The sequence below is a fragment of the Rhodococcus sp. IEGM 1318 genome, from assembly GCF_033142465.1.
Classification (GTDB): Bacteria; Actinomycetota; Actinomycetes; order Mycobacteriales; family Mycobacteriaceae; genus Rhodococcus_F; species Rhodococcus_F qingshengii_B.
Genome location: NZ_JAWLSC010000030.1, coordinates 1 through 20,550 on the forward strand (window position 1 = coordinate 1; position 20,550 = coordinate 20,550).

Annotated in this window: 23 protein-coding genes and 1 pseudogene; 7 read left to right on the forward strand and 17 right to left on the reverse strand. The window is 62.7% G+C overall.

Annotated features, from left to right (window positions below):
- Window positions 1–262: 262 nt before the first annotated feature.
- Window positions 263–643, reverse strand: coding sequence for a DDE-type integrase/transposase/recombinase (locus tag R4P65_RS32060; RefSeq protein WP_411742619.1), 381 nt, complete (start codon window positions 641–643; stop codon window positions 263–265).
- A gap of 196 nt (window positions 644–839) precedes the next feature.
- On the reverse strand, window positions 840–1,367 hold the full coding sequence (locus R4P65_RS32065; RefSeq protein WP_317829553.1) for a DUF4188 domain-containing protein: 528 nt from the start codon (window positions 1,365–1,367) through the stop codon (window positions 840–842).
- A 64-nt stretch (window positions 1,368–1,431) separates the two neighbouring features.
- On the opposite strand from R4P65_RS32065, the gene R4P65_RS32070 reads away from it, so the two are divergent.
- Complete coding sequence (locus R4P65_RS32070; protein WP_317829554.1) at window positions 1,432–2,067, forward strand: MerR family transcriptional regulator; 636 nt, start codon at window positions 1,432–1,434, stop codon at window positions 2,065–2,067.
- Between the two features lie 219 nt (window positions 2,068–2,286).
- Window positions 2,287–3,246: an esterase/lipase family protein gene (locus R4P65_RS32075; RefSeq protein WP_317829555.1), complete on the forward strand. Its 960-nt coding sequence runs from the start codon at window positions 2,287–2,289 to the stop codon at window positions 3,244–3,246.
- Between the two features lie 510 nt (window positions 3,247–3,756).
- On the opposite strand, the gene R4P65_RS32080 is transcribed toward R4P65_RS32075, so the two are convergent.
- The 6 genes from R4P65_RS32080 to R4P65_RS32105 form a co-directional block, all read right to left on the reverse strand.
- Window positions 3,757–4,044 carry a hypothetical protein gene (locus tag R4P65_RS32080; RefSeq protein ID WP_317829556.1) on the reverse strand — a complete coding sequence of 96 codons (288 nt, stop codon included), beginning with the start codon at window positions 4,042–4,044 and terminating at the stop codon, window positions 3,757–3,759.
- 356 nt (window positions 4,045–4,400) lie between these two features.
- Window positions 4,401–4,559: a hypothetical protein gene (locus tag R4P65_RS32085; RefSeq protein ID WP_230817964.1), complete on the reverse strand. Its 159-nt coding sequence runs from the start codon at window positions 4,557–4,559 to the stop codon at window positions 4,401–4,403.
- A 191-nt stretch (window positions 4,560–4,750) separates the two neighbouring features.
- Window positions 4,751–5,704 (reverse strand): hypothetical protein, encoded by a 954-nt coding sequence (locus R4P65_RS32090; RefSeq protein WP_317829557.1) that lies wholly within the window; start codon window positions 5,702–5,704, stop codon window positions 4,751–4,753.
- A complete protein-coding gene (locus R4P65_RS32095; protein WP_317829558.1) occupies window positions 5,701–6,522 on the reverse strand; it encodes an alpha/beta hydrolase in 822 nt (273 codons plus the stop codon). Before R4P65_RS32095 ends, R4P65_RS32090 begins: the two co-directional genes overlap by 4 nt.
- 23 nt (window positions 6,523–6,545) lie before the next feature.
- Window positions 6,546–7,802 (reverse strand): KasA/KasB family beta-ketoacyl-ACP synthase, encoded by a 1,257-nt coding sequence (locus R4P65_RS32100; protein ID WP_317829559.1) that lies wholly within the window; start codon window positions 7,800–7,802, stop codon window positions 6,546–6,548.
- On the reverse strand, window positions 7,799–8,086 hold the full coding sequence (locus tag R4P65_RS32105; protein ID WP_047269790.1) for an acyl carrier protein: 288 nt from the start codon (window positions 8,084–8,086) through the stop codon (window positions 7,799–7,801). The genes R4P65_RS32100 and R4P65_RS32105 overlap by 4 nt, the downstream gene beginning before the upstream one ends.
- Window positions 8,087–8,310: 224 nt before the next feature.
- Between R4P65_RS32105 and R4P65_RS32110 the strand changes: the two genes are divergently transcribed.
- Entirely contained in the window at window positions 8,311–9,456 is a 1,146-nt protein-coding gene (locus R4P65_RS32110; protein WP_317829560.1) for a thiolase family protein, read from the forward strand.
- 189 nt (window positions 9,457–9,645) lie between these two features.
- The gene (locus R4P65_RS32115; protein ID WP_317829561.1) at window positions 9,646–9,846 is read left to right on the forward strand and encodes a hypothetical protein; all 201 of its coding nucleotides are present in this window, start codon (window positions 9,646–9,648) and stop codon (window positions 9,844–9,846) included.
- A gap of 79 nt (window positions 9,847–9,925) precedes the next feature.
- Here R4P65_RS32115 and R4P65_RS32120 read toward each other — a convergent pair whose 3' ends face one another.
- The 4 genes from R4P65_RS32120 to R4P65_RS32135 form a co-directional block, all read right to left on the reverse strand.
- A complete protein-coding gene (locus R4P65_RS32120) occupies window positions 9,926–10,123 on the reverse strand; it encodes a hypothetical protein (protein WP_154606734.1) in 198 nt (65 codons plus the stop codon).
- Between the two features lie 37 nt (window positions 10,124–10,160).
- The gene (locus R4P65_RS32125; RefSeq protein ID WP_208722214.1) at window positions 10,161–10,535 is read right to left on the reverse strand and encodes a zinc ribbon domain-containing protein YjdM; all 375 of its coding nucleotides are present in this window, start codon (window positions 10,533–10,535) and stop codon (window positions 10,161–10,163) included.
- Window positions 10,536–10,801: 266 nt separating this feature from the next.
- Window positions 10,802–11,188, reverse strand: a complete 387-nt coding sequence (locus tag R4P65_RS32130) for a DUF5313 family protein (protein WP_019747229.1) — start codon at window positions 11,186–11,188, stop codon at window positions 10,802–10,804.
- Window positions 11,189–11,194: 6 nt separating this feature from the next.
- The gene (locus R4P65_RS32135) at window positions 11,195–12,925 is read right to left on the reverse strand and encodes a SulP family inorganic anion transporter (protein ID WP_317829562.1); all 1,731 of its coding nucleotides are present in this window, start codon (window positions 12,923–12,925) and stop codon (window positions 11,195–11,197) included.
- A gap of 86 nt (window positions 12,926–13,011) precedes the next feature.
- Between R4P65_RS32135 and R4P65_RS32140 the strand changes: the two genes are divergently transcribed.
- Entirely contained in the window at window positions 13,012–13,185 is a 174-nt protein-coding gene (locus R4P65_RS32140; RefSeq protein WP_154606736.1) for a hypothetical protein, read from the forward strand.
- Window positions 13,186–13,339: 154 nt separating this feature from the next.
- Here R4P65_RS32140 and R4P65_RS32145 read toward each other — a convergent pair whose 3' ends face one another.
- From R4P65_RS32145 to R4P65_RS32155, 3 genes are all read right to left on the reverse strand, one after another.
- The gene (locus tag R4P65_RS32145; protein WP_411742618.1) at window positions 13,340–15,238 is read right to left on the reverse strand and encodes a phosphoenolpyruvate carboxykinase (GTP); all 1,899 of its coding nucleotides are present in this window, start codon (window positions 15,236–15,238) and stop codon (window positions 13,340–13,342) included.
- A 66-nt stretch (window positions 15,239–15,304) separates the two neighbouring features.
- The gene (locus R4P65_RS32150) at window positions 15,305–16,162 is read right to left on the reverse strand and encodes a hypothetical protein (RefSeq protein ID WP_317829563.1); all 858 of its coding nucleotides are present in this window, start codon (window positions 16,160–16,162) and stop codon (window positions 15,305–15,307) included.
- A 152-nt stretch (window positions 16,163–16,314) separates the two neighbouring features.
- The gene (locus R4P65_RS32155; protein ID WP_019747233.1) at window positions 16,315–16,680 is read right to left on the reverse strand and encodes an ArsR/SmtB family transcription factor; all 366 of its coding nucleotides are present in this window, start codon (window positions 16,678–16,680) and stop codon (window positions 16,315–16,317) included.
- Between the two features lie 305 nt (window positions 16,681–16,985).
- Here R4P65_RS32155 and R4P65_RS32160 point away from each other — a divergent pair, with 305 nt between their 5' ends.
- Window positions 16,986–18,143: a steroid 3-ketoacyl-CoA thiolase gene (locus R4P65_RS32160; protein ID WP_317829564.1), complete on the forward strand. Its 1,158-nt coding sequence runs from the start codon at window positions 16,986–16,988 to the stop codon at window positions 18,141–18,143.
- Window positions 18,144–18,240: 97 nt separating this feature from the next.
- On the opposite strand, the pseudogene R4P65_RS32165 reads toward R4P65_RS32160, so the two are convergent.
- Window positions 18,241–19,071: pseudogene (locus R4P65_RS32165) on the reverse strand (acetyl-CoA C-acyltransferase); the annotation flags it as partial.
- Between R4P65_RS32165 and R4P65_RS32170 the strand changes: the two are divergent.
- Window positions 18,978–19,613, forward strand: coding sequence for a winged helix-turn-helix transcriptional regulator (locus R4P65_RS32170; RefSeq protein ID WP_317829565.1), 636 nt, complete (start codon window positions 18,978–18,980; stop codon window positions 19,611–19,613). The pseudogene R4P65_RS32165 and the gene R4P65_RS32170 overlap by 94 nt on opposite strands.
- Before the next feature lie 44 nt (window positions 19,614–19,657).
- On the opposite strand, the gene R4P65_RS32175 is transcribed toward R4P65_RS32170, so the two are convergent.
- Window positions 19,658–20,203 carry a hypothetical protein gene (locus tag R4P65_RS32175; RefSeq protein WP_230817074.1) on the reverse strand — a complete coding sequence of 182 codons (546 nt, stop codon included), beginning with the start codon at window positions 20,201–20,203 and terminating at the stop codon, window positions 19,658–19,660.
- Window positions 20,204–20,550: the final 347 nt, after the last annotated feature.

Genomic DNA, 20,550 nt, shown 5'->3' on the forward strand with positions numbered 1-20,550 from the left:
GATGCCTTCGCCAACTTGATGGCATTGGTGGAGAACCCGGAAACGATGAAGATGAGCTACGGCATACCCGCCTAGACCGACGGTTTATGGCAAGCTCGGGCATTCGCCGACGAAGTCAGGTGTGCTTCTGGACTCGTGTGTGGGGAGGGCTCTGTCAACTTAGCTGAACACAACTTGGAGTCAACAGCATTCGGGAAGGCTGGTAGATTCTGTTGGTAGGAAACCGGGTTCAGGCGGAGACGGTTACCCCGGTGACTTGGTTTCAGGTGGCAAATCGGTTGGTCATTTGGGAGCGGTAATCGCTCGCGGCGAGTTTGTGTCGACCGGGTCGGAAGTGTGGCGAGATCGCATTGAACACCGACAGGAACCGTTGAGCCGCACCGGGCGAGCGGAAGAACTTCATTGTCCATTCGCGCTGCCTGGTGGGTTGGTGCGAGTTCTCGGCACGGTTGTTGAGGTACTTCGAGCGGTTGTTGAGGTACTTCGAGCGCCGGTGTTCGACCGATGGTATCAACTCCCGTTGCGTCACAGCGTAACTGGAAAGCTTGTCGGTCACCAGCACCCTCGGCACCCGGCCCTGCTTGCGCATCAACGTGCCGAAGAAGCGCTTCGCAGTCTTCGCGTCGCGTCGCGACTGGACCAGGACGTCGTGCCCGACGTACTCGGCGCTATGTGAGGGATGGCTGGGCTCGAAACATCATGCATACCTTGCGATCCAATCGGTCGAGCATTGGGTCGCTCGGATCGCCTGCCTGCTGCAGAGTATCTGCGAAAGGCGGCTCATTGCAGCTGGGCCGTGACACGAGGTGACCCGTGTGAATCTGAATCGGGTGTTCGGTTCATCGCCCAGCGATGCGGGCCCTCGCTGTTTCGCTGCGCTTGCCCACTACGACTGATTTTCCGGCTGCGGCCAGTCCCATGACGGGCATGTTCGAGTAGATCGATTCGTGCTGGCCGGCGCCGACTCTGTAGGTCTCGTGGTAGACCCCGACGTCGCCGCTGGCGCCGATTCGTTTGTTGAAAGCCTTCCATGCTGGCAGGTGTGGATCGTTCGGATTCTTTGCGAACGCTTCGAGTTGGTCGAAGCTGCGCCAATACTGCACCACGGTGAATGTACGTCCGCCCAGCGCTATCCGAGCCCCTAACAGGCCTTTGTCAGGGTGCAGACGCAGCTCGCGCAGCATTCGCGGCATGGAGAGGAATGGGCCGACCCACTTGTGGATCTTCCAGAGTTTGTTGATGCGGATGCCGATGAGGAAGACGACGAAGTCGTCATCGATCTCTGCGGTGTAACGGCCGGTCTGGACTCGACTTCGGGCCATCGGAGCGTCCCCTTTGGTGTCGGTTCCGCGATCGATCCACGGCATGGATAGTGTCTCTATCCATGCCGTGGATAGTGCTACTATCCACTTGTGAAGTCAAGGAGGGCCCGTGAAGGTTTCCGAACTCAGTCAGCGCAGCGGGGTGACGGTTGCCTCCATCAAGTACTACCTGCGCGAGGGCCTGCTGACAGGCGGTGAGCGGACAGCCGCCAACCAAGCCGTGTACAGCGAACAGCACATACGGCGACTGCGCCTGATCCGCTCCCTGATCGACATCGGCGGTCTCTCGATTTCACATGTGCGTGCCACACTCGCGGCAGTTGACGATGAATCGACGCCCGTGCACGACGCATTCGGGGCGGTAATGCACGGCCTCGACGAGGTGTCCGCCGATACCCGGCCCACCAACATCGAAGCGGCCTACAGTGAAGTGCAGGAATGGCTTTCGTCCAGGGACTGGCACATCCAGTCGGACGCGCCCGCGCCGCATCGCCTGGCCGAACTTGTCGCCACGCTGCGCCGGTTCGATTTCCCGACAGCGCTCACCGATTTCGACAGTGTCGCCGACATCATCGAGCGGACCACCCAAAGCGAAGTGGAATACGCCCGGGCCATGCCGGATCGCACGGCTGCCGTCGAGACGATGCTCATCGGAACCGTAATACTCGAACGAGCGATCGTCGAGGTTCGCCGACTTGCCCTCGAAGCCGCCAGCTCCCGGATCGACAACGCATCGCATACGTAGCTGTGATCAGTCGGTTCCTCACTGCGCCATACATATCGTGTGGCAAGCAGTTCCAGAGGTCCTTCGCGAAAGAGTGCATCTGAGCAGATCGAATCCGCCCGGTTGATCTTGCCCTCGCGTCGTCACTCCCTCCAATCCGCAGGTATTAGTCATTCTTACGTATCGTCTGTCAAAGGCCGTTAGCGTAACGCCAATTGTCCGCTATTTACGGAGGTAGAGATGTCGGCGTTTCGATCCGTGCTGGTCATACTAGGCGGCCTGGCACTACTGATCGGCTCGTCTGCCGGCGCCACCGCGACGGCCAAGCCTCAGTACCCCGTTCCCTATGATCTCTTCGTTCAGGACTCCGTCCGTGATCCGTACGGATCCGCAGTGGGCTCCAATGACTGGAATTGTGTACCTTCACCGGCACATCCGGAGCCTGTGGTTCTTCTACACGGACTGGGAGCCAATCGGTTCAATCTATTCACCACAATCTCACCGCTACTGGCCAATGAAGGGTATTGCGTCTTCGCGCTCACTTACGGCATCGACGAGAACCTGCCTGCGCCGTTCGATTCGGTGGGCGGTCTCGGACAGTTCGATGACAGTGCAGTGGAAGTTGCGGAGTTCGTCGATCGTGTTCGAGGCTCCACCGGCGCACAGAAGGTCGACATCGTGGCAATTTCAGAGGGCACTCTCGTAGGTGACTATTACGTCAAATATCTTGGCGGAGAGCGCGTTGTGGACAAATTTGTGTCGTTGGGTCCGCTTTGGCGTGGATCTCTCGGGACTGGTCCGAATGGCGATGGCCAGTGGATCCTCGACCTAGCGTCCGATGACGCGCGGACGGTGATTCCATTCTGTGCGGGTTGCCCTCAAGGGCTACCGGCTTCGGGTTTCCTGGCCAAGTTATGGGCGGGCGGCGAGACCGGAGTTGCCGGGCCTTATGCGCCAACCGTGACGTACACGAACATCATGACCCGATACGACCAGTTGGTGCTTCCGTTCACCAGTGGATATGTCGTAGCGCCTAACGCCACGAATATCGTTGTGCAGGATGGATGTTCGCAGGACTACTCAGACCACCTAGCCCTTGCAGCGTCCAGGGTGGCTACGGGTCATGTGCTCCATGCCTTGGATCTGGAGGACGCCCGCGCAGTGCCCTGTGTATTTGTGACGCCGTTTCGCGGGGGCTGATCCGCTCGCGGGATTGTGCAGCCGAGAAGGAAATTTTATGCGCGGGTGTCAGCACGCTGTGTCGCTTCTGGCTGCGGCATTGGTATGGTGAACGCCAGCTGTCCCGGTTACGTGGCGACTGATTTCACGGGCTTCGCCGGGTTGCGGACGCCGGAGCAGGGTGCTGCGATCGCGATCCGGCTCGCTACGCTGCCCGATGGCGGGCCGCGTGGTGGTTTCTTCGACGATGAGGGCGTCGTCCCCTGGTGATCCACGTGTTTCTAAGTCGTCTGTACAAGTGCCCCTCCTCGCCTGCGCAGCAGATAGCCGCGAACCTTGACGGCGTCGTCGCGTTCCGGTTATCGACGGACTTGCCATAATTCCCCGAAGATTCTCGACAACTCACTTCTGGCTTTGGATCGAGCCGGAGAGCTTTACCGGCTCTTCTTGATCCGGAGTGCATGAGTCGATCAACGGATTGATGTGCCCCGAGTTGCCCGGAGTGCAAGGCGGAAAGTGGCGCCACGATCGCTATCTTTGTCGATGGCGCCCGACCGACTGAGCGGAGTCGTCACCATCAGGATTGAGGGTCGTGGAGACAATCGTGGGATCGGGATCGCCCAGCTCGCGGGCTCGTCGGCGGGCTGAGTTGAGCGCGAAAGTATCTGCGGGGGTGTAATCGTCGCTGTGGCGGCCGGGCGTGAGTGCAGGTGTGATCAGTGCTTGGTGCTTTTTCCTGAATTCGGCGGCGTCGGGTTGGTCCAACAAGTACGTCACGGCCGCGGTGACAGCTGCTGAAGGGGTGACGCGGTACTTCATCTTTGCGCTCCTGGGTGAATACGTGGCCGCCTGCGGTCGAGTCGGACCTGTGCCTGGCGGGAATTGTGTTGTTTGGATTGCTTTCATGTCGTAGAACGGGGGCTTCGGGACGTGCCTGGGATCGGTCTTGTCAGCGACGATTAGCGAGCGTGTCGATGTTCTTTCTGAGGGTGCTCCCCTCATGGTAAGGCTTCCTGTTTCACGTCTGGTGGTATATTCCGTTGTGAGAGTGACGCTTTGGGGGCGGGATTGCGGGCGACTGTCGGAAGTTGCCGCGCGCGTAACAGCTCGGGCGCCACTCTTGTTCACCCCCTGGCGCGGCCCGTGATCATGCGTTTGTCAGGCGGAAGGGGGTCTTACTCTTGCTGTCCGTCCAATTCAGGGTTCGCTTCGAGTGGTTCGAAATATCGTGGATTGGGGTTGGTGGGGGCTTTGACGATGTCGCCGAATCCGAGAACACGGGCAGGAGGACCTTGGTAGATCATTTCCTCTGTTCCGATGTAGCGAAAGCGCATGATGGGTCTCCTGCAGGTGAGATATTCGGGGGTGATCTGGTGAGGATGGCTGTCGGGGTCGGAGGCTGTCGAGTTGTGCGGTGTCGGAACGAACTTCGATGTAGTACCCCGCGGCATTACGGCTTTTCGTGCGGTCACTACTGCGGGTCGAGGCGGCGCTGTTCCGTGTCGGTGTGCCGGTGGTCGGGTTGTCATCGCTGGAGCCGGGTGTGAAGTGTGGAGGCAGTGATAGCTGCTCCGACGTGTTCGGAGACCGTCCGCACGAGCATGCGGTCGGTGATGTCCGGTAGAAAGCGGTGCGCTGGGGTGCGCGAGTGCAGCGCGCGTGCCGCTGCGGCGATCAGATCCGGGGTCATCATGGTGATGCGGTGACCGGACCCTGCACTGAGCAGACCCGCGAGCGGCAACGACGAGTATTCGAACGGATCTGCGGGCGGGCGAATGCACCGAAGCGGTGAGTTCGATTTCTCGCTGGTGGACAAGTCGATCAGCACATCGCACTGTGCGATGAGCCGGCGGGTGTCCTCGCGTGTGGAGTTGGTGGTGTCGATGTCGGTGACGGTGCCGATGCCGCACCGGGTCAGCACTTCGTCGAGGAGGGGCGCGTGTCGGGACTGCGAGATGTAAACGGTCGCCATCCACGGCCACACGCCTTGCCGGTCGAGGGCGGTCAGGGCGAGGGCCGCGAGCGAGGCGGTCATGGTTTCGTTGTCGGCGATGACGAGCGGGCCTTGGAGGGCGGCTACTTCGTGTTGGACGATCACGGTCCCGTAGGGCGGTAACCCGATCAGGAATACCGTTTCGATGTGATCCGGGAGCGCGAGGATGGTTTCGACCAACCGGGGAACGTCGTTGAACGAGAGAGCGGTGTGCTCGGCGCGTAATGCGGTGCGGTAGCGGATGAGCGCGGCGTATCCCTCGCCCCAGGTTCTGCGGTTGCGGTGCAAACGGCGCAGGGGAGACCACATCGGATCGGCCGTGATCACGGCAACTTTCCCGCCTACCGGTAGCGGCGGATTCGTGGCGTGTTGTCGGGCGGGTGCGTCGAGGTCGGGGCGATCAGCCGTCATGGGGTCCTGAGGGGGTGTGTTCTCGCCGCGTGCGGACAGTCGCTCGCGGCGGCAGGGAAGGTGCCGGTCCGTCATGGCTGCTGCGTCAAGGGCCGGCCGTGGAGGAAGGCGATCAGCAGAGCGTTGACCTCCTCGGGTCGCTCGAGGTAGCCGAAGTGACCGCACTGGGCGATTTGTTCGTATCGGGCACCGGGGATGGCTGCGGCGACTTCGATGCCCTGCGCAGGCGGGGTCAAGCGGTCGTCCCCGAACCCGATGACGAGGGTCGGTGCTTGGATCGCGGCGAGATCAGTCAGTCGATTGTGGGATCGATCCATCGCGGTCTGGGCGCGGACCCCGGCAGAGGTGGTGGTGGGTGCGGAGTACTCGAAGATGTCGAGCCATTCCTGTGCCTTCTGCGGATCGGCGAGGGTGTGCGGGGAGAGGTTCAGCACCGCGCTGATGGCCGCGGTGTAGGACGGGGGCAAATCGATCCCTGCCTGGTGGAGGGCCTGTTGTCCGCGGTTGAGGGCGGCTTCGACGGGGTGTGGTCGGCCGGTGGCGGCGAGCATGATCGCCTTGGCGATCAGTTCAGGATGGGTGATCGCCAGCTCTTGTACGACTCGTGAGCCCAGTGATGTGCCGATCACGTGGGCGGGTCCGCCGAGATGCTCGATCAGGGCCGCTGCGTCAGCGGCGAGATCGGCGATGCTCATCCCCTCGATCCCGGCCATGCTCGAGATTCCGCGGTTGTCCATCGTGACTACTTCGAAGCCGGCCTTCACCAGCGCCGGAACCTGGTAGGTGTTCCATACTCGGCCGGGGCTGCCGGCTCCCATGATCAGCAGTACACGCGGGCCGGATCCGGTGACGACGTAGTTGACGGGAACATGGTTGAGGGTGACGGTCGGCATGGGTCCTGTTTTCGTGAGGTGGGTCAAGGGCGAGCGAAGACGAGAGCGGTGTTGTGTCCTCCGAAGCCGAAGGAATTGTTGACGGCGTAGTCGACGGGTCCGATGCGCGGCGCTGTCGTGACCACGTCGAGGTCGATCCTCGGGTCGAGTGTGTCGAGGTTGAGTGTGGGGGGGATGACGCCGTCGCGGACGGCGAGGACGGTGAGAACCGCTTCGAGCGCTCCGACGGCTCCGACGGAGTGCCCGAGGGCAGATTTCGGGGCGTAGATCGCCGCGTGTGTGCCGACCGCTGTGGTGATGGCCTGTGCTTCGGCGATGTCGCCGGCCGGGGTGGCGGTGGCGTGGGCATTGACGTGGGTGATGTCGGCGGGTGTCAGCCCGGCCCGCTGCATGGCGTGGGTCATCGCGCGAGCGGCTCCGCGGCCGGTGGGGTCGGGAGCGACGAGATGGTAACCGTCGGAGGTGGTACCGCAGCCGAGCAGACGCGCATGGATCGTTGCCCCGCGTGCGAGGGCATGCTTCTCGGTTTCAAGGACCATCAGCGCTCCGGCCTCGCCGAAGACGAAACCGTCCCGATCCTTGTCGAACGGACGCGACGCACCGGCAGGGTCGGCATTGTTCGAGCTCAGCGCGCGCATCGTGGCGAAGCTGGCGATGGAAAACGAATCGATGCGGCCTTCGACTCCGCCGGCGACGACCATGTCGGCGTCACCCATCGCAATCATCCGGTAGGCCTGCGCGATGGCTTCCGCTCCTGACGAGCATGCCGACACCGGCGTCATCACCCCACCGCGGGCGCCGAGTTCGAGGCCCACCGTCGCGGAGGGGCCGTTGGGCATGACCATCTGCACTGCGAAGGGGGACACCTTGCGGTAGCCGCCGGTTCTGAGCCGGTCGACCGCATCGATCAGGGTGTCGCCGCCTCCGAGCCCGGTGCCGATGACCACCGCCAGACGATCCTTGTCGACGTCGGGTGAGCCCGCGTCGATCCATGCCGTGCGAGCGAGTGTCAACGCGACCCGCGCCGGCCAACTCATCCGCCGGACCTCCACCCGGGTGAGGGCATCGTCCGGAGAGACCTTCAAGTGACCGCCGATACGGACCGGCAGGTCGAATTCCTCGACGAACGAATCGTCGAGAAGACCGATTCCGCTCTCTCCCGCGAGGAGCGCCCTCCATGTGCCGGCGACGTCCCCGGCGACCGATGTGGTCGCTGCGAGGCTGGTGACCACCACATTGGGTGCGCGGCCGAGCCAGGAGCGTGCCTCGGTGGTGTTCACCTGTCGCTGCTCGGCGCGGCGAGTTCGAGCGCTGCCGCGGCTTCGAGGGTGTGGATGTAGTCCACGACGTCGCCGACAGTGCGCAGACCCAACAGATCCTCGTCGGGAATTTTCACGTTGTACTTGTCTTCGGTCTGTACCGCGATCTCCACCATGGACAGTGAGTCGATACCGAGATCGTCGACGAAGGACGTGCCGATACCGATTTCGGACGGCTCGATTCCGGTGACCTCTTCGATGATCTGTGCGAGCTCGGTGACGATGGTTTCCTGCGTGCTGGCCATCAATGACGTCCCTTCGAATGAACGGGTGGTGTTCGGCTTCTGGTGCTCTCGGACAGGTAGGGCTAAGCTCACGCCATCTTGCCATAATATCTAGTTAAGAATATTAGCAAGTAGCTGTTGTCAGGGATGCTTGCGACTCCCCGTGACCAACTCGGTCGCATGGGCTTGCGTGAGTTCCGCGGGAAGCCGGGCACCTCGCCGGCTGATGGATGAAGGAACACACAATGCGCGATGCAGTGATCGTCGAAGCCGTACGAACCCCTTTGGGTCGCCGTAACGGAGCGCTCTCGACCATTCATCCGGCCGATTTGTCGGCCCAGATTCTGGTGGGACTGGCCGATCGCACCGGCCTCGATCCCGCAGTCGTCGACGATGTCATCTGGGGATGCGTCAGTCAGGCCGGTGAGCAGACCGGTGATATCGGGCGGGCCGCCGTATTGGCGGCAGGGTGGCCGCACACCGTCACCGGGGTGACCATCGACCGGCAGTGCGGATCATCGCAGCAGGCGGTGCATTTCGCTGCCGCAGGGTTGATTGCCGGACAGTACGACGTGGTGGTCGCCGGCGGCGTCGAATCCATGAGCAGAGTTCCGATGGGATCCTCGTCCGGCGGGATGAATCCCCTGGGAGATTGGTTCTTGGCGCGCTATCACGGCGTCGCCCCCTCGCAAGGGGTCGGTGCGGAAATGATCGCCGAGCAGTGGGGTCTGTCGCGCCGTCAATGTGACGACTTCGCGCTCGCCTCGCATGCGAAAGCCGCGCACGCGCAAGACGACGGATACTTCGACGACCAGATCCTGCCGATCGTGCTCGTCAACGGCACCAAGATCGCCCGCGACGAGGGGATCCGCCGCGGCGGAACGCCGGAAACCCTGGCCGGGATCAAGACCGCGTTCTCCGACACCGGGGTGGTGACGGCGGGAAACAGTTCCCAGATTTCCGACGGTTCGGCCGCCCTGTTGATGATGACCAGCGAGAAGGCCACGCAGTTGGGGCTGACACCGATCGTTCGAGTCCATACTGCCGTCCTGGCGGGCGCCGATCCGGTGATCATGCTGACCGCACCGATTCCGGCCACAGAGAAAGCCTTGTGGCGCAGCGGTTTGACGTTGTCCGATATCGGAGTTTTCGAGGTCAACGAAGCCTTCGCCACGGTGCCCCTTGCCTGGCTGGCCGAAACAGGGGCAGACCCGAAGCGGCTCAATCCGCACGGCGGCGCCATCGCACTCGGACATCCCCTCGGTGGTAGTGGCGCACGCCTGATGACGACGATGATCCACCACATGCGGAGCACAGGAACGCGTTACGGATTGCAGACCATGTGTGAGGGCGGTGGTCAAGCGAACGCCACCATCCTCGAACTTCTCTGATCCAGTCGTATCCACGGCGGTGATCCTCGCCGAGCTTCTCGCGTGAGGATCGCCCGAGCCGTCCCGACGTTCAGTGGGGGTATGTGAGCGGTGAAAAGGGCTAGAGGAGAAAGGAATACGAACATCAGACACGTCATCCGTCGTACGGTATTCGTCACGATATCGACCGCGGCGTTGGCGGCGCCGACGGTGAAAATTCCTACTCTGGTCCTGGTCTACGTCATCATCGGTTCGCTACCGTTCTTCTCTCGATACCTCGACGACGATACCGACGCGCACTCACGCGACAAGCGTGATTCCGGAAGGGGAAAAGACCGTACCGACCGGACAACCACGTTCGTCGCCGTGCGCAAAATCTTCGAAGATAATGGCGCGCACGTTCGTCGGTGAATATCTGGTGGCCGTCGAATTTTCCAGGCCGCACTCGTATCGAGACGACCCGATGTGTCAGCGCAAGGAATGCGGCGGGCTAGATGTCGGTGACGACAATGCCGATCGCCGCGACAGTGATCATCACGAACCCGAAACACGCGAGCACCCACCGCCGTTCACCACCCACGGCATCGGTATGGCGATGCCGTGCAAGCCAGAGAGCGTAGGGCACGGCAACTGCGAGACCCAGGACCGCGAGAACGGCGAACGCCACATGCACCCGGATCATGGACACGAGAATTCCTCACCGCCCTGGGACATCGACGGAGCTGTCATGCTTTCTTGACGAACTCGGATTTCAGTTGCATCGACCCGATTCCGGCGACTTTGCATTCGATATTGTGGTTGTCGGCACCGTCGACCAGGCGTATGTTGCGCACCTTGGTTCCAGCTTTGATTCCTGTCGGACTGCCTTTGACCTTCAAGTTCTTCACAACAGTGACCGCGTCCCCGTCGGAAAGCTCATTTCCGACAGAGTCGACAACGATGGACCGGTCGACCATCTGCGATCCCTGGTGAGATGTCCATTCGTGAGCGCATTCGGGGCACACGAAGAGCGCCCCCATCTCGTAGCTGTATTCGCTGGCGCACTGTGGGCACGGCGGCAGTGCATTGTTCACGGGTCCACCCTTTTCATTGTTCGGCATACTGGTTCTTCGATTCGTGAAACGTCTCGCAGGTTCACTGAGCAGAGGGCGTGGCGATGAGTGCGTCGCCTTCTCCGCCGCCGCAGAGTCCGGTGGATGTGTTCAACGCGTTCTCCAGTCTGTACGGTCCGGTGCGCCTGGTCAGGCAGTGAGGACGTAGAACACCGCGGCCATCGCCAGCACCACAGCGGCAGCGGATGCCATCGCCGCCGTCAGGGAGGCCGGGGGCGGATTCATCGGATCTGTTCCTGACGTGGACCGCGCCGTCATGGGCGGTAGCGGGATTCGTAGGCCTGCTTTTCCTCGTCCATTTTCTTTTTCTCGTGCACGTCGAGGAGCGCCGGACTCAATCCGTGGCTGACCAGACGGTGCCGCAGGTAGATCTTTTTCAAGGCGAGAAGAAAATAGACGAAGGGCAGGAAGAGTAAGAGCACCATGCTGATCCGGATGATCCAGGGGCCGGGGATCAGCAACAGCCCCACCAGGATCGGCAGCAAGGGCACGATGCACCGTGTCGCGTAGCGGCGGGCGGCGCCGGGGCCGGTGATGTCCTCGATCACCCACGGAATGAACTCGTCCGGCAGGGTGCGTCCGGCGAGGTACTTGAGGTGCTGGGCGAAGGTGGGATGTGCGATGGTTCCGTTCTGGGACATGGTGTTTCATTCCTCGATGTTCATCGATAGGTACTGGTTCCTCGGAAGCACCAGCATGCGGGCGTATTCGATGGCGCGTGGTGTGTCGGAGAAGATGTGTCGGCGTTCGCTGTCGGAGGTGGTGAAGACACCGAGGGCTTTCAGTGGCCGGAGGTGGTCCGGTTTCATACCGGAAATCAAGACGGTGATGTGGCGGTGTTCGAGTTTGTCGATGGCGTCCTTGAGGACGATGGCGCCGGTGGCATCGATCGCGGTCACCCGTGACATGCGCAAGATGACGACCTTGACGTCGGAGACGTCCGCCAATTCGAGCAGGAAGCGGTGAGCGGCGGCGAAGAACAAGGCGCCGTCGATGCGGTAGGCGACGATGTGTTCACGGAGCAGTTCGTGTTCTTCGCTCTGGTGCCCGTCGTCATCGAGTGGGACTTGTTCGATCTTGGCCGATTTCGCCACTGCGCGCAGTGCCAGGATCGCGGCGAATGCGACACCGACCGCGACCGCGGTGACGAGGTCGAGTGCGACGGTGACCAGGAACGTTGCGCCCATGACCGCGGTGTCGGCTCGGGTAGCGCGCGCGATGGCGATGATCGAGGCTGTTTCGACCATGCGCACGGTGGTGGCCAGCAGCACCCCGGCGAGAGCGGCCAGGGGTATCTCGGCGACCAGGGTCGATGCCAGGTAGACGATCGCGGCCAAGATGACGGCATGGGTGAGTGCGGCGAGGCGACTGCGCGCGCCGGAGCGAACGTTGACGGCCGTGCGAGCGATGGCGCCGGTGGCCGGGACGCCGCCGAACAGGGGTGCGGCGATGTTCGCCAACCCCTGTCCGAACAATTCCCGGTCGGGATTGTGGCGGGTCCCGACTCCCATCGAATCCGCCGCGGTCGCCGACAGAAGTGATTCGAGGGCGGCCAGCGCGGCCACTGCCAGGGCCGGGGCCACCAGCGAGGTCAGATCCCCTAGATGCAGAAAGTTCAGTGTGGGTGCGGCGATGCCGGAGGGGATTTCACCGATGCGGGCGATGTCGAGGTGCAGCAGTTGCGCGGCCAACGTCGCGACAGCCACGGCGACGAGCGAGAACGGAACCTTGGGGAAGTAGCGTCCGCCGACGAGGATGGCGACGGCCACCGCGAGCGCTGTTGCCGGGGTGAGAATCGAGGGGTGCGCGACGAATTTGGCGACCGCGTCCGCTGCGCTGCGCCACACCTTGTCCCCTTCGGCGTCGGTGATACCCAGAGCGGCCGGGATCTGTTGGAGGGCGATGACCACGGCGATACCAGCGGTGAACCCTTCGATGACCGGTGCCGGCATGAAACGCACGGCCCGCCCCACTCCGGCGAACGCCAACACCACCAGCACGATGCCGGCGATCAACCCGACCGCCAGGACACCGGATCCGCCGTATTCGTGAACGATGGGAACCAGGATCACGGTCATGGCCCCGGTCGGCCCGGACACCTGGAACCGGGAGCCGCCGAAGACAGCGGCGACGGCGCCGGCGACGACAGCTGTGGTCAGCCCGGCCGCCGCCCCGAGCCCGGTGGAGATGCCGAATCCCAAGGCCAGCGGAAGAGCGACCAGTGCCACGATCAGGCCGGCCAGCAGATCCGCGCCGGGTGCGCGCAGCGACGAACTCCATTCGCTCCATCGCGGCAACAGGTCCCGTACGGCCTGGGCAGTGCGGCCGAGCGAGTTCTGCGGGGACGGAGTGGAATTCGGTGCGGGCGTAGCGGTCATAAGGTTCCTCGGTACTGCGAGAAGAAAGTGGAAGCCTGTCTGGTTACTTGCTAATATTAGCAAGTAACCAGATGAAGGGAGCGGTGATGCGTGTAACACCACTGCGCGGACTGCTGAGCGCGCCGTTGCTGCAGTGCCGCGAATGTGCCAGGTTGTGCCGTCGGTCCGCGGTGACGCCGGGCGGAAACGTGTGCCCATGGTGTGGGGAGCGGGCGTTGTCGACGGCTGTCCTGGGCTCCCCGCTGCGCTCGTCGAGTTGACGGCGCTCTGGGTGGGAGATCACCACGTTCGGTCTCACGTCAGAAGATCCCGATCCGGGAGGTTGAGGGGCAACTTGACAGGATCGGGACCTTCGGTGAGGGCCTCCAGCGCGAGAGACTCGACGTGAGATGCGCTGGCAGCCCTGCTCGGGGGTCAGCAGTCGTCGGCGCGGGTGCGCACACGCCGGAAATGCGTGTCGCGGGACGGGGCCTCGTCGGTGAGTTCGTAATCGAATGTCGACAGTCGTTGACGCAAGGCACGCAACTCTTCACGCAGCGCGTCGGGGAGTCTGTTGCCGCCGATCGTGGCGTACCACTGATCGATGAGGGGAAGTTCGGCCGCCCACTCCGCCGGGTCGACCTTCAACGCAGCGGCAATGGTGGGGCGATGAAGGTCGAGTCCGGTCAGATCCAAGGCATCGAGGGTCGGAACGTGACCGATCGGGGTCGCCTCGGAGTCACCGGTTCCGTCGACGCGTTCGAGCGCCCACTTGAGAATCCGCGAGTTTTCTCCGAAGCCGGGCCACAGGAACTCGTCGTGGTCGCCGCGGCGAAACCAGTTCACGTAGAAGATCTTCGGCAACTTCGAGGAATCGGTGCGCACGCCGATATCGAGCCAGTGCTGGAAATAGTCCCCGACGTGGTAGCCCAGGAACGGCAACATCGCCATCGGGTCGCGGCGTACCACCCCGACGGCGCCGGCTGCGGCGGCCGTGGTCTCCGAGGAGAGTGTCGAACCGAGGAAGACGCCGTGCTGCCAGTCGAAGGATTCGGTGATCAACGGCATGGTGGTGGCGCGCCGGCCTCCGAAGAAGATCGCCGAGATCGGAACCCCTGCCGGGTCGTTCCATTCCGGCGCCACTGTCGGGCACTGTGCGATCGGGGTGCAATAACGTGAATTCGGGTGTGCGGCCGGTGTTCCCGATGTCGGAGTCCACTCGCGCTGTTGCCAATCGAGGAGATGCGCCGGGGGCTGTTTGGTCATCCCTTCCCACCACACGTCGCCGTCGTCGGTCAGGGCGACGTTGGTGAAGATGGAGTTCCCTTTCTCGATCGTCGCCATGGCATGTGGGTTCGTCGCGGTGCTGGTACCGGGGGCGACACCGAAGAAACCGGCTTCGGGATTGACGGCGTAGAGCCGGCCGTCGTCACCGAACCGCATCCAGGCGATGTCGTCACCGATCGTTTCCGCGGTCCACCCCTCGAGCGTGGGATCGAGCATCGCCATGTTCGTCTTACCGCACGAGGACGGGAATGCCGCGGCGATGTAGTGCACCACCTCGTCCGGGGAGGTGAGCTTGAGGATGAGCATGTGCTCTGCCAGCCAACCCTCGTCTTTGGCCATTTTCGACGCGATACGCAAGGAGTAGCATTTTTTCCCCAGCAGCGCGTTACCGCCGTAGCCCGAACCGTAGCTCCAGATGGTGCGTTCTTCGGGGAAATGGGAAATGTACTTGGTGTGATCGCACGGCCACGGGACGTCGACCTGCCCGTCGTAGAGGGGTGCGCCGACCGAGTGCAGACATTTGACGTACTCGACATCCTTACCGAGCGCTTCCCAGACCGGTGTCCCGGACCGGGTCATGATCTGCATCGACACGGCGACGTATTCCGAGTCCGTGATCTGGACACCGAATTTCGGTTCCGGGGCATCGAGGGGGCCCATGCAGAAGGCGATGACATACATCGTGCGCCCCGACATCGCGCCGCGGTACTGCTCGGTCATGACCGTCTTCATATCGAGGGGGTCCATCCAATTGTTCGTCGGACCGGCATCTTCGCGCGACTGGGAACAGATGAACGTCCTGTCCTCGACCCGGGCGACGTCCTCGGGATCGGAGACACACCGGAACGAGTTCGGCTTGCGGTCCAGGCGCACGAACGTGCCTTTGTCGACGAGCAGATCGGTCAGGCGATCCCATTCGGCGCCGGACCCGTCGCACCAGACCACCTCACGCGGTGAGGTCAGGTCCTCGACCTCGGCCACCCAGGCCGCGATGTCGGCACGAAGCGCGCCGAGACGAATCGGGTCGGAGTCGATATGGGTTGTCACTGTGTTCTCCTGACATATGTTCGGTGCGGTACGCACCTGTCCGAGCGGGATAGGTGAGAAATTCGATCAGTGCGGGTGGGTGCTGTACGGAGGGGCGTGGCCGAGAGATTTGGTGACCTGCCTGGCGATCGAGGAGAGCAACATCCGCTCGTCCGCGGACGGGAGAGTGCACCCCGCAGGGGTGATCAACGCCAGTGAGCGCGCGCAGGCGGCGATCATCTCGGCGGTCAGGACCGTGACGCCATGGCCGCAGAGGACACCGAGCAGCCCGGGAAGAACGACCGCGCCGTGATCGAAAGTGTCACCAGGCAAGCTCACCACTTGCCGCGCGGGCACCGAATCGCCCACGCAGCCATCGAGATCGACGAGAACATCGTTGTGCTCCATCAGTCGGCGCAGCGGAAACTGGTGCGCATCACTGGTGCGCCAGCTGCTGATACCGGCGACACCGGACATCAACAACGTCGGCCCGAGCATCGGCGCTCGATGGGCGCCGGTGATCACCACTTGCCCCACCCGCGGCCCCACGACGAGGTTCCGCAGCGCCGAAATCGTCATCGCGGTCAATGTTGCTGTCACGACGTCGATCTCGGTGACGACCAGCGGGCCGCCCCGCTCGGCGACCCCGTGCTGCACGGCGGTGGCGGCATGCGCGTCCAGTCCGACGACGAAGGCAGCGGAGATGCGCGGTTGCAGGCTCAGTACGCGGGCGATCACGGTGTTGACGTCCGCCGTTGCCAAGGGCAACCGAACCGCGTGCAGTGCCGTCCGGTCGCAGATCATGGCGGCGTAGTCCTCCATCGCCTCCCACGGTGACCGCGTCCTGACCGCGGCGCGATGCGATCTGGCCGCGGCAACTCCCACCACCGCGACATCGACGCGGCTCAAGACTGCACCGTCCGGATGGACGTCGTTGGTCGTCACCGCTCGCCACCTCTTTCGGATCGATCAGCTGGATGTCCGGCTGCCAGTTCTACAATGTACTTACTTTAGCAATTTCGCAACTAGTGGATATGTGTGGGAGAGCGTCCCGCATGATGTGTGCTTTGCCGTGCCTTACCGTGCCTTACCGTGCCTTACCGTGCTTTACCGGCCAGAGCGGGCGGCTCCGGAATCTCCTCGACCAACATTTCGGCCTGGCCGGCGACCATCCCGGTCAAGATGGCTCGCGCCGTGGTCAATAAATCGGCGACACGCGGCGACGTCAGAGCATAAGAGACGGACAGTCCTTCCCGGCGTGCGGTCACCAGGCCTGCGCGGCGCAGGATGGACAGTTGTTGTGACAGATTTGCCGGCTCGATCCCGACCTCGGGGAGCATTTCCGAGACGGCATGCTCACGCTCACTCAAGAGTTCGAGGACACGAATACGTGCGGGGTGTCCCAGGGTTTTGAAGAAATCGGCCTTCATCTGATAAAGCGGCTGGCGCGAGTTTACAACCACGACGCCTCCTGTCACTCGAGTCGGATCGTCGGCATGCGCGTAGGTGTGGCGCGCCGCTGTCCTGCCCCTGCGAAACGAGCGCAGAAGCTCCCACCGGTTGTGGTACTTGCGAATCTTAGCAATTTGCGTGGGTATCCGTCGGCGCAGAGGGGAGAGTGTCGGCCATGGCGAATCCATAAAGTGAAACATGTTGCAGTGATGGACCTCCGTGATTTGAAATATGTTGTGGTATAGCTTTATTCGTTGCCCTAAAAAGGACAAACACGTTCTAATGATTTTTGCTACTTGAGGAGGTACGACACCACATGGGAAATCCTGTGATCGTGGAAGCGGTACGCACTCCCATCGGAAAGCGCGGAGGATGGCTTTCGGGTCTGCACGCCGCCGAACTGCTGGGAGCCGCTCAGCGAGGGCTACTCGAACGCTCCGGAATCGATCCGATGCTCGTCGAACAAGTCATCGGGGGGTGTGTCACCCAAGCCGGCGAACAGGCCAACAACGTGACGCGGACCGCATGGCTGCATGCCGGTCTTCCCTGGCAGACCGGTTGCACCACCATCGACTGCCAATGCGGCTCCGCCCAGCAGTCGACTCATCTGATCGCCGGTCTGATTGCCACCGACGCGCTCGAGATCGGGATCGGCTGTGGCGTCGAAGCGATGAGCCGAGTGCCCCTCGGCGCCAACGTCGGCGAGCATGCCGGACCTCGTCGTCCTGCCTCCTGGAACATCGACATGCCCGATCAATTCGAGGCCGCCGAACGCATCGCCCGGCGCCGCAACCTGACGCGGACCGACATCGAAACCTTCGGTGTGCACTCGCAGGTGAAAGCGCACCGCGCGTGGGCGGAGCACCGTTTCGACACCGAAGTGCTGCCCGTCACAGCGCCGGTGTCCTCATCCGGCTCCGAACCTACCTACATGCTGGTCCAGAAAGATCAGGGTCTGCGAGAGACCACTGCGGAGGCACTTGCCGCGCTCACACCGATTATTGCCGGCGGAATTCACACCGCAGGCACCTCGTCGCAGATTTCCGACGGCGCAGCTGCGGTCCTGCTGATGGACCACACCCGCGCCGAACAACTGGGCCTGACGCCGCGTGCCCGGATCGTCGCGCAATGCCTCGTCGGCGCCGAACCCGAATTCCATCTCGACGGACCGGTACAGGCAACCAGTCGGGTGCTCGACAAGGCCGGAATGAAGATCGGCGATCTGGACCTGTTCGAGATCAACGAGGCATTCGCCTCCGTCGTCCTGTCCTGGGCCAGCGTGCACGACCCCGACATGGGCACGGTCAACGTCAACGGCGGCGCGATCGCCCTCGGACATCCCGTGGGAAGTTCCGGAGCCCGACTGATGGCCACCGCACTGCACGAACTCGAACGACGCGACGCCTCAACGGCATTGATCACCATGTGCAACGGAGGGGCACTCGCCACCGCCACGATCATCGAACGTATCTGAGAGCGGGGTCGGTTGAGTCGACGCTCCGGTGAGCCGACCGACCCCCACTGCCCGCGACCCCACTGTCAGCGAAGAAACGAACACCCGAGAACAGGCGTCATCCCAAGCGCTCGATGATCGTCACGTTCGCCGTGCCGCCACCTTCGCAGATCGTTTGCAAGCCGAAGCGCCCGCCTGTGCGTTCGAGTTCGTTGAGCATCGAGGCGAACAGTTTCGTTCCGGTAGCGCCGAGCGGGTGCCCGAGGGCGATCGCACCGCCGTTGACATTCACCCGCGCCGGATCGGCACCGGTTTCCTTGATCCACGCCAACACCACCGGCGCGAAAGCCTCGTTGATCTCCACCACGTCGATGTCGTCGATACTCAATCCGCACTTGCCCAGCGCGTACTTCGTGGCCGGTATCGGCGCGCTGAGCATGAAGATGGGATCCGCGCCCCGCGCACTCAGATGATGAATGCGTGCTCGCGGAGTCAAGGAATGACGGGCCACCGCAGCCGCCGACGCCACGAGAACCGCGCTCGCTCCGTCACAGATCTGGCTCGCCGAGGCCGCGGTGACAACGCCGCCCGGCAACAACGTCGGTAGAGCCGCCATCTTCTCGAGACTGGTCTCTCGCGGGCATTCGTCGACCCGAAAATCGCCCACCGACACGATTTCGTTCTCGAATCGCCCGTTCTCGATCGCCGATCGAGCCCGGGCATGGCTCTGCAACGCCCACTGTTCCATCTCGCCACGACTGATCTGCCAGTTCCGAGCAATCAACTCCGCGCCGCGGAACTGGGAAACCTCCTGATCACCGTACATCCGACGCCACCCGATTGACCCGTGAAACGGTGTCTCGAAGCCGAACTGCTGCCCCACCGTCAACGCCGAGGCGATCGGTATCGCGCTCATGTTCTGCACTCCACCTGCAACAACGAGATCCGCCGCGATACGGTGACCTGCGCGAAGCCCTCTCCGGCATCGCCACGAACCTGTTGGCCGGCCGCCTGCGCGACCTCGAGACCGCCGGTGTGATCGAAAGACGCCTGTCCGAAGGCGGGAATGCCATCACCTACGCCTTGACGCCGTGGGGTGCCGAACTTCGCGAGCCGATCAACGGACTGATCCGGTGGTCGACGCCGCTGATGATCCGCGGTCCAGAAGACGACGAGTTCCGGCCCGAGTGGATGTCGCTGGCCCTTCAGGCCTTGTTCACCGGCCGTGTCCCAGTCGGTCAGACAGCGCCGGTGAACGTCTCGGTTGCAGACCACTTCATCCAACTCCGCGCCACACCCACAGGTATCGATGTCGGTCTGCCGGACGGGCGGGATGTCGGCGCCGTTCTGAGTGCCGAGGCCCCGATCGTGCTGGGTCTGGCAGCAGGAGTGCTGACCATCGACGCCATCGCATCAGCCGTCGTCATGGACGGTGACATCGCCGCCCTACACACGATCTTCGAAGCTCCCCGCGCTACGGCAGAGCTCTAGACATGACCCTCGGCGGCATCGGAGGGGGAACGGTAGTTGTCGTCTCAGTTCATGAGGTCGGCGCGGCGGAGGAAGGTTGTCGCTTCTTCTGCAGTTTGCAGACTACCTGCACTGATGTCGATGTTGAGTCCGTTGATGGTGTCGACGTAGTGCACGGAGTTGACGGCGTCGCGGTATTCGAGGCGCGCTGCTGCGGTGTGTGTGGTGTTTTCGGTGACGAGTTCAGGCCGGTCCCCGTCGCGCCAGTCCTGGAGTGTTCGTTCGGCTTCGGCCTTGTTCACCCAGACGAGATAGACGATGTTGTTGTCGGAGAGCCCTCTGTTCAGTGGTGATGCGGAGGAGACGGTGCAGAAGAGGTAGAGGTCGCCGGCTTCGGTGTTCGATCCTTGTGAGCAGATGCTGCTCTGGGCCAATGCTAGTGGGAGCGTGGCTGTGACGGCGTCCATCGTGGTGTGTGTTCCGCCCGTCAGAGGTGCATGCGATGAGGCTGTGGGCAGGCTGTTTTCATCGACGGGTGTGGTGCCGCAACTGGTGAGGAGGAACATTGCTGCGGCGAACGCGATCAGATACCGGACCCGCGGTGTTTTCAATCTCTTGGCGGATCCTGAACAAGACGACATTTCAGCATTATTCCTGATGTGCGGCAACGCTCTTCGGGTAGGCCGGTGAGACAGTCGACTAGCCGATTCCCATCCTCACACTCGAACTTGACCTTGCCGGAGCGCTTGGTCTAGCGCGTATCGGTGGCCTTGCTGTTCATCGACTGGGCCGTCGCGGCGGCCACCGGCGGCCCGAATGATCTCTTCCATTGCGCGACCGTTCGACGTAGCAAGTGGTCGGGAGAAGGACGGTGGGGTGTGCCAATGATCTTGGACAGTGAATCTCGGGATGAGAGAGGATCTGTACATGACCGAGAAGCGTCGTCAGTTCAGCCCGC